Consider the following 15,202-nt stretch of genomic DNA (forward strand, 5'->3'; position numbering starts at 1 on the left):
CGCAGATAAGAAACGCATAAGAATAGCCAAAGCTGCACACGTGATGACCTGTGCAGCCAGCGAACCCAATTTTAAGAGGCAGTTGCCATGAGTGAGCAAAAGTTAGCGTTAAACGAATACCTAAAGACCGACAGTGATTACCTGCGCGGGACCATCAAAGAAGGTTTAGATTCTTCTGTGACTGGCAGTTTCAGTGACGGCGATCAGCAGCTGATCAAATTTCATGGCTTCTATCAGCAGGATGACCGCGATTTACGTAACGAACGTAAAGAGCAAAAACTCGAACCTTTATATAGTTTTATGTTACGCGCCCGTGTACCTGGCGGTATTTGTTCTCCACAGCAATGGTTAGGCGTGGACAAAATTGCCTCGACGCTCACCAGCTCGAACAGTATTCGTTTGACGACCCGCCAAACCTTCCAATACCACGGTATTCCTAAGCGTAACTTGAAGACCATTATTCAAGACTTAGATCGTGAAGCGCTGGATTCGATTGCCGCTTGTGGTGACGTTAACCGTAACGTGATGTGTAACCCCAATCCGGTGGAATCGAAACTGCACGAGCAAGCCTATGCGGTGGCGAAACAACTGTCTGATCATCTATTACCACATACTCGCGCCTACGCCGAAATCTGGTTAGATGAAGAAAAGTTACTTTCGACCGAAGATGAAACCGTCGAACCTGTGTATGGCAAAACCTATCTGCCACGTAAGTTCAAAATGGCGGTTGCGGTTCCTCCCGATAACGATGTTGACGTTTACACTAACGATTTAGGCTTTATTGCTGTTGCCGAAAATGGCGAGTTGGTTGGCTTTAACTTAACCGCGGGCGGCGGCATGGGCTCGACCCACGGCGAAGTAGAAACCTTTCCCCGCCTAGCGGACGACTTTGGTTTTATCAAAACTGAAGACGTGATGAAGTTTGCCGAAGCTGTGATGACAGTGCAACGCGACTGGGGTAATCGCTCTAATCGTAAGCGCTCGCGCCTTAAATACACAATCGTTGACCACGGCTATGAGAAATTTAAAGCCGAAGTTGAAGTACGTGCTGGGGTGAAATTTGAACCTAAACGTGATGTAGTGATTGGCGATCGCGGCGATCGTTATGGTTGGGTCGAAGGCGTTGACGGTAAGTGGCATTTAACCTTATTTATCGAAAGCGGTCGTATTAAAGATTTACCAGGCCAAACCCTGCAAACGGGGCTGCGTGAAATTGCTAAGATCCACAAGGGCGATTTCCGCATGACCTCGAATCAAAACATGATCATCGCAGGCGTCGCAGCTGAAGATAAAGCTACCATTGAAGGTTTAGCCCGTAAACATGGTCTGCTGGGCCAAGTGTTGACGCAAACCCGCGGTCACTCGATTGCCTGTGTGGCGTTGCCGACATGCCCATTAGCGATGGCGGAAGCCGAGCGTTATTTCCCTGAGTTTATCGATCATATCGATGCGCTGCAGGCAAAACACGGCATTAGCGAGCAAGCGATTGTCGTGCGTATGACGGGTTGTCCTAACGGTTGTGCTCGCCCATTTGCCGCTGAAATTGGCCTTGTGGGTAAAGCGCCGGGCCGTTATAACTTGTACTTAGGTGCAAGTTTTGAAGGGACTCGTTTGAACAAAATGCACAGAGAAAATATCCAAGAGGCGGACATTCTCGCCGAATTGGATACCCTGTTTGGCCGCTACGCCGTAGAGCGTGATGCAGGCGAAACCTTTGGTAACTTCACCGTCCGCGTGGGTGTAGTGAAGGCGGTGATCGATGCCGCTAAGGATTTTCATGGCTGATATTGAGCAAAAAACCAGTGATAAAGTGCCGACTGTGGTCAGCGCTGCCGAACTCAAGGCATTATTGAGTGCGCCTAAGGCAGAGCAAGCGATAGAGCTTGAACGTATTAATCAGTTCTTAGGTGGATTAAGCGCACAAGAGCGAGTGCTATGGGGCTTAACTTATTTGCCCGGTAATCATGCGCTGTCCTCAAGCTTTGGGATCCAAGCCGCTGTAATGCTACATATGATGAGTCAGGCACAGGCGAATATTCCGGTTATTCTCACGGATACGGGTTATTTATTCTCTGAGACTTATCAGTTTATCGACGAGCTGACAGAGCGTTTATCACTGAATTTAAAAGTGTACCAAGCAGTGATGACATCGGCATGGCAAGAGGCGCGCTTTGGCCAGTTGTGGGAGCAAGGGGTAAACGGACTAGAGCAATACAACCGGTTAAACAAAGTTGAGCCTATGCAACGCGCTTTAGCCGAGCTTGAGGTAGGCACTTGGTTTGCAGGGCTGAGACGCAGCCAAGCCAGTACCCGTGAGGCGTTGCCGATACTGGCGATTCATGGCACGCGCTTTAAGTTACTGCCTATTATCGAGTGGTCGAATAAAGATGTGCACCTCTATCTGACTCAATTTGACTTGCCGTACCATCCACTTTGGGACCAAGGATATGTTTCTGTGGGAGATACCCATTCGAGTAAACCACTCGAATTAGGCATGACAGAGGAAGAAACTCGCTTTAATGGCCTACAACGTGAGTGTGGTTTGCACTACGATATCTAGTCATTTTATTGATTTTAAATATTAAACGCCTCAACTTAGTTTGGGGCGTTTTTTTATCATTTTAAGATAAGTGGGATTGAATTTAATACTCTGGATTGTCGAGGAAGTTAAGTGATGTCATTTAAGCGTCATTTAACTAAGATAGATTGATATTCATAGAGTTAGTTTGCATTCATTTTTAAATGCTAAAAATGTTGTACATTTTTACTCACAGAGTTATGCACATTGGTTAAGCCTGCGCTATATTTTGAAGTTCCCGTAGATGGTTTTGAAGCGTTTTACTGCGTTAATTGACATGATTCATGTCTTTTATGAGGTTAAGTTGTTGTATATCGGTATTTATGGGCTGGGTTTGCTGTGTATCGATATGGCTTAATTGGATGCAGTGAAAGCGTTGAAAACCTGACTCGCACCTGCGAGTATCAAGCAGTTTGATTGACTTGCTAGCTCTCGTTAATCAGCCATCATTACCTCGGTCAGCTGTCGTCAAAGCTGCCGAGGTCAAGTTAAGTCGACCCCAGTTAATCTCTAATAGTGATTTGTTCTTGTTATGGTTATTTCTCAACCTATCTTTGATTATCGAGTAAGATATCCTTGGTGTTTCCTTTACTCTCGTAGCATGATCAGCTTGCAACTCGCGTAAAGCTTTAGAATATTTTCTGTAAGCCTAGGTTGCCCAAAGAATTCTTGCAATGGGATGGCTTGACTGGATAGATGAGAAACAAGAAATGAGAGTGTGTGGATGAGATGGTATAAATGACGGCCCCTTTATATGCGATGCGAGATCATGTCAGGCGTCCAAGTGTTAATAAGTCGAGTGACCCAGCACCTCAGAGACGAAAGCGTGGTTTTCGTCGTTTATTGTCTTGGTTATTTAAGGGATTAGTTTGGGCATTTATTTGCTCAATTTTATTAGTGATCCTACTACGATTTGTCGATCCTCCTATGTGGACTTGGCGTATCGAACGTGCCTTATTTCCACCTGCTCCTATCGGTGAGATCAGGCATCAATGGCGCGATTTAGCGCAAATTTCTCCCGAATTACAATTGGCTGTGATTGCTGCGGAAGATCAACGTTTTGTTGAGCATACTGGATTCGATTTAGCCGCGATAAGTTCGGCACTGAAATACAATCAAAAAGGCACCAAAGTCCGCGGGGCAAGTACCTTAAGTCAGCAGGCGGCGAAAAACCTTTTTATGTGGTCGAGTCGCAGTTTCTTTCGTAAGGGATTGGAAGCTTGGTTTACGTTATTGATGGAGTTGACTTGGGATAAGTCGCGTATTCTTGAAGTATATTTAAATATTGTAGAATTTGGCCCAGGCATTTATGGCGCCGAAGCGGCATCAAAGCATTATTTTGGAAAGTCAGCGGCAAAACTTACCCAATACGAGGCCTCATTACTCGCAGCCATTTTACCCAATCCTTGGCGCTATAAGGTGTCTCCACCGTCATCGTATGTGCAGCAGCGCTCAGCTTGGATCCGTAAGCAAATGCGTCAGCTAGGTGACGTCACGCTTAAAAAAGTCCACGAAGCACGATGACGCTCTGGTGAGTTAGTTTGAGTGAGATGAGCTTAATTTGTCATTGAGTTCTTTGCTTAATCGTCGATGACTTTGAGATGTTTTATTACCGAATTGAAATAAGATTGGAGTTATGTTTAATAAACGTTAATTCTAATGCGTTTTTAATGCTGCGAACTCCTATCCTGTTCGCTTCTGTGTCGGTTTAATGTTAAATTATCGGGAAAATTTTATACCTTAGTTTCGCTTAGCCTAAGCATTTTAAACTGGGTTTGTATTGCGTAGGGCTGAGTCGTTGCGTTTTCTGATTTTGCATTATCTGCGTAAGGGATATGTAAGAGCGGATAAATATTTAAATACCTAAGGTGAGCTCTTTAGGTATTGTTTTCATAAAATTGAATGTCATTAAATGGAGTTTCTTAAATGAAAAAGATTGTGATTGCCGCGGCAATTATTGCAGCAGGTGCTGGTGGTTATTGGTATATGCAGAATGGCGCGGGTTCTAGTGCCTCTGCTAATCCTTTGCTCGACTATGTGCCTGCCGATACGCCGATATTTTCGGGCCAGTTAAAACCCTTCCCGTTAAAAGCGTATTTACAGTCTATTTCTGGAAATTATCAGCAATATCCAAGTAACACGCTTGATGAACTCGGTGTGCAGGATAGCCCTATGGGCAAGTTCTTCGTTAGCATTTATCAGCAGTATATGGATGGGATGAAAGATCCTGCCTTACTGTTAAAAACCTTCGGTTTCCCCGATGAAGTTAAACCTTATATTTATACTTTAGGTGCTTTGCCAGTATTAAAGATTGATGTTAATCAGGCTGAAGCATTTTGGGCTGTATTAGATAAAGCCGAAAAAGACAGTGGTGTAACCCACGAAATGCGTAAAGTGGGCGATGTTGATTATCGCGCTTATGCACTATCGGATGAAAGCTCAGCAGAGAAAGCAGAACTGCTATTTGCCCAGAAAGATGGCATATTAACGATGACTTTCAGCACCTCTATTACCGAGCCTGAGTTATTAGAAATGGCATTTGGTATTAAGAAGGCGCCGCAGTCATTAGCCGCTTCTGGCATATTAGAAGATATTATTAAGACCCATGGTTTTAAAGATGACAGCATTAGCTTTATTAACCATGTGGAAATTGTAAAGGCATTAACTTCTGCAGATAGCAATATGCTAGCTAAGCAACTGACTCAATTTTTTGCTGATGAAAGTGCGGGTGAAGATCCATTAGCTCAAATCAGAACACCAGAATGTCGTACCGAACTGACTGCGATTGCCGCTAACTGGCCGCGTACTGTTGCTGGTTTAACGGCGTTTTCTGTGACTGAAAAAGAAAGCCATATGGCGGCTTCATTTGTTGTCGAAACGAAGAATCAACCTATTCTTGCGGCAATGCAAAAGATGCGTGGTTTTATTCCATCGCATCTGGCGGATATCGACAGCACTATCTTCTCCATGGGAATAGGCTTAGATATCAATGAAATTACCCCTTCATTAACGGCTATTTGGGATGATCTGCAAAAGCCGCAACTGACCTGTGCACCATTGGCAGAGTTGCAGGCTGAGTTGAGCCAACAGAGCCCAGCTATGCTAGGCATGTTCACTGGTATGGCTAACGGTGTGAAAGGCATGAGCGTTTCATTGCTCGACTTTAAAATGAGCACACAAGATCAAGAGCCTAAGTTAGAAAGTTTAGATGCTTTAGTCAGCCTCAGCGCCGAAAACCCATCCATGTTGTTTAATATGGTCAAACCTTTCGCCCCTATGCTGGCTGAAGTGCAATTAGCCGATAACGGCGATGCTACTGATTTATCTCCAATATTGATGTTGCCTCCAGAGTTAGGTGTTAAGCCAATGCTGGCGATTAAAGGCCAACATTTAGTGGTGTATAGCGGTGATAAAGGCTTGGCTTTAGCCAACAAATTAGCAGGCGAGAAACTGTCAGCGAATGGCATGTACAGCTTATCTGCCGATTACGGCAAGATGTTTACGCCAGTGCTAACACTGTTAGAAATGAGCGGTGAGCCGATCCCTGAAGAAATGCAAATGCTTAAAGATTACAACATGCGAGTTCAAATGAGCTTCGATGTGAATAAGCAAGGCTTGGTCATAGGTTCCGTCGCCAATTCTAAAGCAACTGAAAAGAAGTAATGCGTTAGTAAACTCATATTTGCTTAAAATGAGCCAGCAGATTGCTGGCTCTTTTTTTGGCTTAATTCAGCTTAGCTTGAGCCAACTTAGTGTGCTGTGCTGGCAGAACAAGTTGCGCTTTGGGCTTGGCGGAGCGCATTAAACTAACGAGCCCTTGCCATTGAATATCACTGTTCTGAGGGAGCAAAATATCCGGTTCAGTCCCGATACCGGACAGGAGTCTCCCCTGTGCATCATAGGTTAACGAACTGCTGAATCTTATGTTTAATCCACTGTTTGGCAGTTTGAAATGATACTGACGTGCAAAGTCGCCTGAGGTTTTTTCACCAATCAAATTTGCCCTAGACCAAGATTTAGTACGATAGGCAATCCACTCGCATTCTTGGCGACAATGGGGACTCACGAGTAGCGCTAAGCGATTTCGCCCTTCAGGAGCCACCGCAGGCTTAGTGCGGACATACCAAGGGCTGAATTTCTCTTTATCGACAGAGGGTAAGTTACGGGTGAGAGATTTGAGCCTAGGAGGACTGTACTCTAACGCATTCAGAGGCATAAAATTGAGCGGCTGTAGATAGTCATTTCTCAGCTCTGGTGAGCGGCGATAGTGCGCAAATCCCATCACGTTAGGTGTTAAAGTGTTATTTAAATCCGCATCTTGATATCGCGACAGCATAGTCAATAATTTCGGACTAAAGCCACTGGCATCACGTAAATCAATGATAAGTAAGGGATGTGTCATGCCTTTTAGCAGTTCTTGCTGTTGTTCTTTATCTAATTCAAAGGCGTAGAGGTCGCTGATCTTAAGTTTGACCGTCGTATTGTTGACCGTCTCTAATTGATTTGGCATGTCTTGAAATTCGGTGCGCTCAAATTGAGATAATTGGTTAATAAATTCGAGCACATTAATATCTTGAGTCTCGTCTTTTTCACTGATAGTTGCTAATTGAACTTGCGGTTTATGGCTTGGCAGGGCGAGAGTCACCTGCTGGCTTTGCAGGTCATCATTAATTAGCGTAATGACCACATAGGGCTTTATGCTGAGTCCTAAGTCTTCGCGCAGTAGGTTAAGTTTTTTCAGCCAAGGTAACTGCATTTCTTGACTCTGTTTTGCCGGCTCAGGTAAGTAGGCTTGGCTGGCCGCTACCCATTTGCTCATAGGTAAACCATCGATATGAGTGATAAAGGGGAAGTCGTTGTTGACTGGATTATTACCGTTATCCAAGGCTAACCATTGGTCGTTGACTGGCCTTAGCGTTAACGGGAGATCGCCGCTTTGATCATCGAAGTTATGCACTTGAGCGCCTGGATCTTTGAGGGTATTGAGTAATTTAGTGACTTCAGCAGCAAAGCGATCATTGGGAGTAATATCTTGATACTGTTCAACAATAAGGCTAGCCATAAATTTAAGCTGCGGGTTGGCTTTGTCGGCCGTTAAGGCATAAAACGCTGAGTGTTGCTCGATTTGATCCAATAAGGCATAGAGATCCTGGCGTACTTCTTGTGCATTCAGCACTGGTGCAGCGCTATCTTTTGGCACAGCGAAAAACGCGAGCTTAAGTAAGCTCGCGAAAATAATGACACTGAGTAGCATGACTATGCTGCGGTAGCTAAAACTCATATTCCTCCATGATGTTAAGGCGCGGCTTCAGGGCACAAAAAGGTGTGCGACTATCGGCTTAAATGCCATTCGGATCAATGTAAATCGTCCCGCTGAGCCATAAACTCAGGTCCATCTGAGCAATTTAGCAGCAGGTTTGGTAGATTAGCAGCAAATTATGGTCGATTTTTGTACTTAGTCACTTTATATACCCAAACAATCTTAAATAGCGGGATCAAGTGGGTATATCTTTCTTAAAGAATATCGTTGAGTGAAATTCCGATACCAATACGTTGATTGTGATAGTTATAATCGATTAGGCTTTCGCCATAACCATTAAAGTATTGAGTATAAAAGCGTAAGTTGCCGACAATAGGATGACTCCAAGTCAGTTCTGCTGAGCCTCTGTCGATATCTTCTAGATTCGTTTTAACGGTTAAAGTGAATCTATGTTCATCGATACCATAAACGCCAATAAACTCTGCTTTACCTATATAGTCATCAATATTAGGGTTATCGTCGCCGCTGGCTTTATATGGATCTGTCTTTTCATCTTCAGGAATACGCCACCACACTTTGGTGGAGAAGGCGAGTGGGCCTGCATCAAAAATCATAGTGGCATAGAGGCGATTCCAGCTGCGGGAAAGTGGCCCTGCTTTACCATTCGATTGATGTACGGCACCAAATCCCCAAAAGGAATTGGTCACACTGCCAATTTTCCAATCGTTATTAAACAGCATAAAGACTTCAGGTTCGTGATTGGTTTCCCTAAAAGGCGACGAAGTGTCTTTGTTATAAACCTGCCAATAGGATTGATTGGTGTAAGCAAAAAATATATGGCCATTATCACCAAACACATTGTACCAAATAGGAAATTTAAAACTGATTTGGAACTTAGCCTCAAACTCATCTAAAGAATAGGGGTTGAGTATTGCATCTTCGGTGAAAGGTGCCATGTTGGGATCTGGGCTGTAGGTGACTGGTAAAAGGTAATTCACTTTATGTGGCGTAATCACAAAAGGTAGATCCGCCGTGGCAAGTTCATCTTTTACTCTTCCTTTTACTAATGATTCTTCGGCATTTACGTCCGTACAGGCTAATAGCCCTGCCAATGCAATACCTGAGTAAAGTGGTTTCATCTGCCCTCCTTGATGTGTTTATTTATTTGTCAGTCGTACTCAACAAAGATAGTTATTTCCAGCTTAACATTAGAAAGTGAATTTATGGTTATGGAAAAATCCTGTGTCACTTAATGACAAATCTTGTAGTCAGCCATTTTTAGTCCCATAGATACATGTTTAGGTAGAATTTTTGGCAATAACATAGTGCCAAAATCATGCACTTAGCGGACAGAAATTAATTTGATGCAATTCGCTTAATCTTATTAAGTCATTTTATTTCAATTGGTTAAACTGGATTTGGGGCATTTTTGATTTTGAAACCTAAGGTTTTCCCCACTTTAAGTGAGTGGTCACTTATTCTTTTATATCTAAATGATATAAAAACTAATAATTATCTATTTATTATGGAATATAAGACGCGCTATATTTCTACAGACTAAAGTGATCTTGGGGATTCTGATGGAAATTTTCTCTTTACCGGGCCAAGCGGCCAAAGGCAAAGTCTGGCTGGTGGGTGCAGGTCCCGGCGACGTTGAGCTATTGACGTTAAAGGCATGGCGCATCCTTAAAACTGCTGATGCAGTGCTATACGACGCTTTAGTCAGCCAAGATATCCTCGATCTTATTCCCAAAGACGCTGAGAAGATTGCCGTAGGTAAACGTGCGGGCAAGCATAGCGCCGCACAGGACGAGATTAATCAGTTACTTGTCACTAAAGCCTACACCCGTAAAAATGTGGTGCGCCTTAAAGGTGGCGATCCTTTTATTTTCGGCCGCGGGGGCGAAGAGTTACAAACTTTAGTCGAAGCTGGGGTTGAGTTTGAAGTCGTTCCCGGCATTACTGCTGCCAGCGGCACGTCAGCCTATGCGGGAATTCCCCTAACCCACAGAGACCATGCCCAAGGCGTCACTTTTATCACTGGCCATTGTCAGTTAGAGAGTCGCCCTATGGATTGGCAAGGTTATGCTAATCCTAACAATACCTTAGTCGTGTATATGGGGATTCTGAACGCAGGCATTATTCGTCAAGGTCTAGTCGATGCGGGCCGAAGCCCTGAAACGCCCGTGGCGATAGTGTCAAAGGCAACCACTAAAGAGCAACGTCGTTTTATCGGCCGTTTAGGTGAGCTTGAACAGCTTGCCGCCGATCCAGAATTACAAATGCCAGCTTTGATGATCATAGGTGAAGTCGTCACGCTGAGTGACACCTTGCATTGGTTCAAACCTGAAGCGATTGAATCGACTCAGGTCAGCGATGAACAGACTCAATCGGTTAGAGTCTCGGCCGTCGCGTCGATAAGCTAAGCCGCAAACAGTTAAAGCTATTAAGCAGTTAAACAAATTAAGCTAATCCATGCTGTGGTAACACGGCGAATTTAAGGTAACGGAGAATAGTATGGCCGGGCGTGAACTAAGCCACTTACAACAACTGGAAGCTGAGAGCATCCAGATCATTCGTGAAGTTGCAGCCGAATTCGATAATCCTGTGATGTTGTATTCCATCGGGAAAGATTCTTCCGTTATGTTGCACTTAGCGCGTAAAGCCTTTTATCCGGGCAAGATCCCATTCCCGTTGCTGCATGTCGATACGGGGTGGAAATTCAAAGAGATGATCGCGTTCCGTGATGCGCAGGCAAAGAAATTTGGCTTCGAGTTATTGACGCACATCAACCCAGAAGGGTTGGCGCAGGGGATTAACCCCTTCGACCATGGTAGTGCGAAACACACTGACATCATGAAAACCCAAGGTTTAAAGCAAGCACTTAACCAATATGGTTTCGATGCGGCTTTCGGTGGGGCTCGCCGCGATGAAGAAAAATCCCGCGCCAAAGAGCGCGTGTATTCCTTCCGCGACCGTCACCACAGATGGGACCCTAAAAACCAACGTCCAGAATTATGGCGCACCTATAACGGCGCAGTGAACAAGGGCGAAAGTATTCGCGTGTTCCCATTATCTAACTGGACTGAGCTGGATATTTGGCAATATATTTATCAAGAAAACATTGAGTTAGTGCCTTTGTACTTTGCTGCTAAACGTAAAGTGGTTGAGCGCGGTGGTCAGTTAATCATGGCCGATGACGAGCGGATGAAGTTAGCCGAGGGCGAGCAGATTAAAGAAGAAGTGGTGCGTTTTAGAACCTTAGGTTGCTACCCACTCACGGCCGCCATGTATTCTGAGGCCGACAGTCTAGAAAAGATTATTGAAGAAATGCTGTTAACCCGTTCGAGCGAACGTCAGGGCCGATTGATCGACTCAGATCAAAGCGCCTCTATGGAGCAGAAGAAGCGTCAAGGCTACTTCTAATCTCTACAGGGTTAACCCTATTTCGCGAAGGTGGCGCTAATCAGCGCGATCTTCAGCCAAGCAGATCAAGAGTGAGAATATGATGGACAAAGCGGTCAATAAAACCAATCTCATGGCGGCAGAAATTATCCTCCATGGTGTGAAAGAATATCTAGCCCTGCAGCAATACAAAGGCTTACTGCGTTTTTTAACCTGTGGCAGTGTTGACGATGGTAAAAGTACCTTAATCGGCCGTCTGTTACACGACAGCGCGCAGATCTATGAAGATCAATTGGCGAGCCTCAAGAGCGACAGCGCCAAGATGGGCACCACAGGTGAAGCCATTGACTTAGCCTTGCTGGTGGATGGGCTACAAGCTGAGCGCGAGCAGGGCATCACTATCGATGTGGCTTATCGTTATTTTTCAAGTGATAAGCGCAAGTTCATCATCGCCGATACGCCAGGGCATGAGCAGTACACTCGCAACATGGCAACGGGTGCATCGACCTGTGATTTAGCGGTGATTTTAGTCGATGCCCGCTACGGCGTGCAGACTCAGACTAAGCGCCATGCGTTTATCGCGTCATTACTGGGTATTCGTCACTTTGTTGTGGCCGTGAATAAGATGGATTTGCTTGGGTTTGACGAGCAAGTATTCAACCGTATTCGTGCCGATTTTACGGATTTCGTTAAAGATTTCGGCAACCTCGATATCCACTTTGTGCCGTTATCGGCGCTTAATGGTGACAACGTGGTTGAGCGCAGCACTCAAAGCCCATGGTATCAAGGCGGTACATTGCTTGAACTGCTAGAAACCATTGATACTCAACGTGAACTCAGCTCATTGCCTGTGCGTTTCCCTGTGCAATATGTGTCGCGCCCTCACTTAGATTTTCGCGGTTTTGCAGGCACTTTAGCCTCTGGCATCATTAATGTTGGCGACGAGTTAGTCGCTTTGCCATCGGGCAAACGCAGTAAGGTTGAACGTATTGTGACCTTCGATGGTGACATACAAGAAGCGGTTGCAGGCCAAGCTGTGACTATCACGCTGGAAGATGAAATTGATATTTCCCGTGGCGATTTACTGGCAAAACCCGATTCTGCGCCAGCCGTCGCTAACGTGATCAGCGCTGATATAGTGTGGATGGATGAAAAGCCATTACAACTCGGTCAGTTATACGACATCAAAGTGGCCGGTAAGAAGACGCAAGCTTCTGTGACTGCTATCGATTATGTGGTTGACGTTAATACCTTAGCACGCAGTGCGACGGACACGCTTGGGTTAAACGCCATTGCGCGTGTGACCTTAGAGCTGACCGAAGACATAGTGTTTGATGCATATTCGTTAGTACGCGATACCGGCGGAATGATCTTAATCGACCGCCTGAGTAATGCGACGGTTGCCGCGGTTATGGTGGTGTCGGGTCAACATGTTAACAAGCAAACAGCGTCACAATTTAGTGCCTTTGAAGTCGAGTTTAATGCCTTAGTGCGTAAACACTTCCCCCATTGGCAAGCGATAGATATCACTAAGCTTGGAGCTTAATTTGTGAGTGACTTGTGGCTATTAGCGATTATTTTGTTAGGGCTTGTGGCTGGCTTAATTAGCGGCCGTATCAATCCAGCGGTATTGTTTTTATTTGCATTTTTGCTCTGTTATTTGCTTGGCATGGTTGCGCTCGATACCGCATTAACAAGCTTTACCAATATTGGCTTAGTCACACTCGTCCTGTTGGTGTTGGCCGCGACGGCGTTAGAAAAAACGTCCCTGCTGGGAAAGTTGAGTCAAGTCATAGGCAATAGTTCTTTGCCTATGACAATGGCAAAGCTTGGTTTTTCGACGGCTTTGCTGTCGTCATTTACCAATAACACTGCAGTTGTGGCATCACTGATTGGTGTTGTGCGCCGCAATCAAGCACACGCGCCAGCTAAGTTATTATTGCCGTTAAATTATGCGGCAATTTTAGGTGGCACACTGACCCTGATTGGTACCTCGACCAACTTGATTGTGAACTCCTTTGTAGAAAACGCCGGCTTACCCGCCTTAGGCTTCTTCGAGTTTACACCAGTTGCTGTGGTGATCGTCGTCGCAGGCATCTTGTTACTGACCTTACTGGCGAACATTCTGCCCGACAGACGGGAAGAATCAGGTGAAGAAGCGCTGCCATATTTGCTCGAAGCCCATGTGGCAAAAGGCTCGTCCTTAGTGGGTCGCAGTGTGGTGGATAACAAACTCAGGGCGCTGAAGAAGTTATATCTGGTTGAATTAGAACGCAGCGGCATTTGTATTTGCCCTGTTCCGCCCCAGTTAGTGCTGCAAGCGGACGATGTGCTGCGCTTCAGTGGCGCGGTGGAATCGGTTGAGTTATTGCACCAATTCGATGGTTTAGATTGGTTTGGTAAACATCAAGCCAAAGGACAAAATTTAGTTGAAGCTGTGCTCGCACCGTCATCCCGTTTAGTGGGCAGTTCGTTGAAAGCATCGCGTTTTCGTGAGCAATTTGATGCGGCAGTGATGGCCATTCGCCGCGGAAATCATCCGTTGAAGGGCGGACTCGGTGACATTATTCTGCAACCCGGTGATGTGTTGTTATTGACGCCAGGTGATGGTTTTAGCAATAGCGCAAAGCTGAGTTCAGAGTTTGCGGCGATTAGCGGCTTAGATTTGAATGTGCGTCTAGACAGTCGTCGTGGTCGTTGGGTATTGCTGGGCTTTGCGGCAACGATCATCCTGAGTGTTACTGGCATATTACCCTTGGCTAAGGGTTTAGTGATATTGCTGCTCAGTTATTTTGCCATAGGCGCAGTCACGCTGGCTGAGCTTAAACGCCGTTTCCCATTGGAATTAGTGGTGATCGTGGGGAGTGCATTAGGGCTTGCCAACTTGATGATGAGTACAGGCCTTGCGAACAGTTTAGCCCAAGGATTACTCTTAGTTATTAACGGTTATGGGGTATTTGGCGCTTTTGTCGGCGTGTATTTAATGACTTTATTGCTGACTGAACTGGTGACCAATAACGCAGCGGCGGCGCTGGCGTTCCCTATCGCTTACGCGATTGCGCTTAATTACGGTGTCGATGCAAGGCCCTTTATTATGGCCGTTGTCTTTGGTGCCAGCGCGAGCTTTATTTCACCCTACGGCTATCAGACCAATCTGATGGTGTTTAATGCGGGTAATTATCGCTTCAGTGACTTTGTCCGCCTTGGATTGCCGTTATCTGTGCTGTATTCCCTGATAGTGATATTTATGGTGCCGATCATCTTTCCATTTTAGTGATTAGCTTGAGTTTATTGCCCTTATGTTAGTGGTTAGTCAACATGGGGATTGAGGAGTTTTTATGACAAATATCGTGTGGCATCAACATCCTGTAGACCAAGCCGCGAGAGCCGAGCAGAAAGGCCAAAACCCAGTACTACTTTGGTTTACCGGACTTTCTGGCGCGGGCAAGTCAACACTGGCGGGTGCACTAGAGCGGGCGTTATTTGAGGCGGGATTCCACACTTATTTGCTCGATGGTGATAATGTGCGCCATGGCCTGTGTAAAGATTTAGGGTTTACGGTTGAAGATCGTGATGAGAACCTGCGTCGTGTGGGCGAAGTGGCTAAATTAATGGTGGATGCGGGGCTTGTGGTGTTATCGGCCTTTATTTCCCCGACCCGTGAAGAACGTGATGGTATTCGTGCCCGTTTTCCTGCAGGGCAGTTTATTGAAGTGCATGTAGCTACGCCTTTGAGTGTGTGCGAGCAGCGTGACCCTAAGGGGTTATATGTGAAAGCGCGCAGTGGCGAAATTAGCAATTTCACTGGTATTTCATCACCTTATGAAGCGCCATTAGCCGCCGAATTAACCATAGATACCAGCAAAGGCGATTTAGTGACTCAAGTGCGTGCATTAATCGATTATTTAACGGCGATCAATGTCATTAATGCCGATAAGGCAAAAGCGCTAGCTTAACAT

General features: G+C 45.5%; 11 protein-coding genes. 9 read left to right on the forward strand and 2 right to left on the reverse strand.

All coding sequences use genetic code 11. The features are described from left to right. Positions 1-87 precede the first annotated feature (87 nt). From cysI to CKQ84_RS12760, 4 genes are all read left to right on the forward strand, one after another. Positions 88-1,785, forward strand: a complete 1,698-nt coding sequence (gene cysI, locus CKQ84_RS12740; RefSeq protein WP_105251579.1) for an assimilatory sulfite reductase (NADPH) hemoprotein subunit — start codon at positions 88-90, stop codon at positions 1,783-1,785. Continuing rightward, the gene (locus CKQ84_RS12745; protein WP_105251580.1) at positions 1,778-2,560 is read left to right on the forward strand and encodes a phosphoadenylyl-sulfate reductase; all 783 of its coding nucleotides are present in this window, start codon (positions 1,778-1,780) and stop codon (positions 2,558-2,560) included. Before cysI ends, CKQ84_RS12745 begins: the two co-directional genes overlap by 8 nt. Positions 2,561-3,316: 756 nt before the next feature. Beyond that, positions 3,317-4,102: a monofunctional biosynthetic peptidoglycan transglycosylase gene (mtgA, locus tag CKQ84_RS12755; protein WP_105251581.1), complete on the forward strand. Its 786-nt coding sequence runs from the start codon at positions 3,317-3,319 to the stop codon at positions 4,100-4,102. Positions 4,103-4,504: 402 nt separating this feature from the next. Continuing rightward, entirely contained in the window at positions 4,505-6,241 is a 1,737-nt protein-coding gene (locus CKQ84_RS12760) for a hypothetical protein (RefSeq protein WP_105251582.1), read from the forward strand. Positions 6,242-6,302: 61 nt separating this feature from the next. On the opposite strand, the gene CKQ84_RS12765 is transcribed toward CKQ84_RS12760, so the two are convergent. After that, on the reverse strand, positions 6,303-7,859 hold the full coding sequence (locus tag CKQ84_RS12765; protein WP_105251583.1) for a S41 family peptidase: 1,557 nt from the start codon (positions 7,857-7,859) through the stop codon (positions 6,303-6,305). 233 nt (positions 7,860-8,092) lie between these two features. Next, complete coding sequence (locus CKQ84_RS12770) at positions 8,093-8,977, reverse strand: phospholipase A (RefSeq protein WP_105251584.1); 885 nt, start codon at positions 8,975-8,977, stop codon at positions 8,093-8,095. 441 nt (positions 8,978-9,418) lie between these two features. On the opposite strand from CKQ84_RS12770, the gene cobA reads away from it, so the two are divergent. The 5 genes from cobA (at position 9,419) to cysC (ending at position 15,199) form a co-directional block, all read left to right on the forward strand. Next, positions 9,419-10,264: a uroporphyrinogen-III C-methyltransferase gene (cobA, locus tag CKQ84_RS12775; RefSeq protein ID WP_105251585.1), complete on the forward strand. Its 846-nt coding sequence runs from the start codon at positions 9,419-9,421 to the stop codon at positions 10,262-10,264. Positions 10,265-10,355: 91 nt separating this feature from the next. Then, a complete protein-coding gene (gene cysD / locus CKQ84_RS12780) occupies positions 10,356-11,264 on the forward strand; it encodes a sulfate adenylyltransferase subunit CysD (protein ID WP_105251586.1) in 909 nt (302 codons plus the stop codon). A gap of 82 nt (positions 11,265-11,346) precedes the next feature. Then, a complete protein-coding gene (gene cysN, locus CKQ84_RS12785; protein ID WP_105251587.1) occupies positions 11,347-12,789 on the forward strand; it encodes a sulfate adenylyltransferase subunit CysN in 1,443 nt (480 codons plus the stop codon). A gap of 3 nt (positions 12,790-12,792) precedes the next feature. Then, on the forward strand, positions 12,793-14,517 hold the full coding sequence (locus CKQ84_RS12790) for an SLC13 family permease (protein WP_105251588.1): 1,725 nt from the start codon (positions 12,793-12,795) through the stop codon (positions 14,515-14,517). 64 nt (positions 14,518-14,581) lie between these two features. Next, on the forward strand, positions 14,582-15,199 hold the full coding sequence (gene cysC, locus CKQ84_RS12795; RefSeq protein WP_105251589.1) for an adenylyl-sulfate kinase: 618 nt from the start codon (positions 14,582-14,584) through the stop codon (positions 15,197-15,199). Positions 15,200-15,202 lie beyond the last annotated feature (3 nt).

It is taken from the genome of Shewanella sp. WE21, assembly GCF_002966515.1.
GTDB classification, from domain to species: domain Bacteria; phylum Pseudomonadota; class Gammaproteobacteria; order Enterobacterales; family Shewanellaceae; genus Shewanella; species Shewanella oncorhynchi.

What these genes read in the sequence shown, in the direction of transcription:
- cysC (WP_105251589.1), top strand. Translation starts at nt 14,582, where the DNA reads ATGACAAATATCGTGTGGCATCAACATCCTGTAGACCAAGCCGCGAGA.
- CKQ84_RS12770 (WP_105251584.1), bottom strand. Translation starts at nt 8,977, where the DNA reads ATGAAACCACTTTACTCAGGTATTGCATTGGCAGGGCTATTAGCCTGT.
- mtgA (WP_105251581.1), top strand. Translation starts at nt 3,317, where the DNA reads ATGACGGCCCCTTTATATGCGATGCGAGATCATGTCAGGCGTCCAAGT.
- cysI (WP_105251579.1), top strand. Translation starts at nt 88, where the DNA reads ATGAGTGAGCAAAAGTTAGCGTTAAACGAATACCTAAAGACCGACAGT.
- CKQ84_RS12745 (WP_105251580.1), top strand. Translation starts at nt 1,778, where the DNA reads ATGGCTGATATTGAGCAAAAAACCAGTGATAAAGTGCCGACTGTGGTC.
- cysD (WP_105251586.1), top strand. Translation starts at nt 10,356, where the DNA reads ATGGCCGGGCGTGAACTAAGCCACTTACAACAACTGGAAGCTGAGAGC.
- CKQ84_RS12760 (WP_105251582.1), top strand. Translation starts at nt 4,505, where the DNA reads ATGAAAAAGATTGTGATTGCCGCGGCAATTATTGCAGCAGGTGCTGGT.
- cysN (WP_105251587.1), top strand. Translation starts at nt 11,347, where the DNA reads ATGGACAAAGCGGTCAATAAAACCAATCTCATGGCGGCAGAAATTATC.
- CKQ84_RS12765 (WP_105251583.1), bottom strand. Translation starts at nt 7,859, where the DNA reads ATGAGTTTTAGCTACCGCAGCATAGTCATGCTACTCAGTGTCATTATT.
- cobA (WP_105251585.1), top strand. Translation starts at nt 9,419, where the DNA reads ATGGAAATTTTCTCTTTACCGGGCCAAGCGGCCAAAGGCAAAGTCTGG.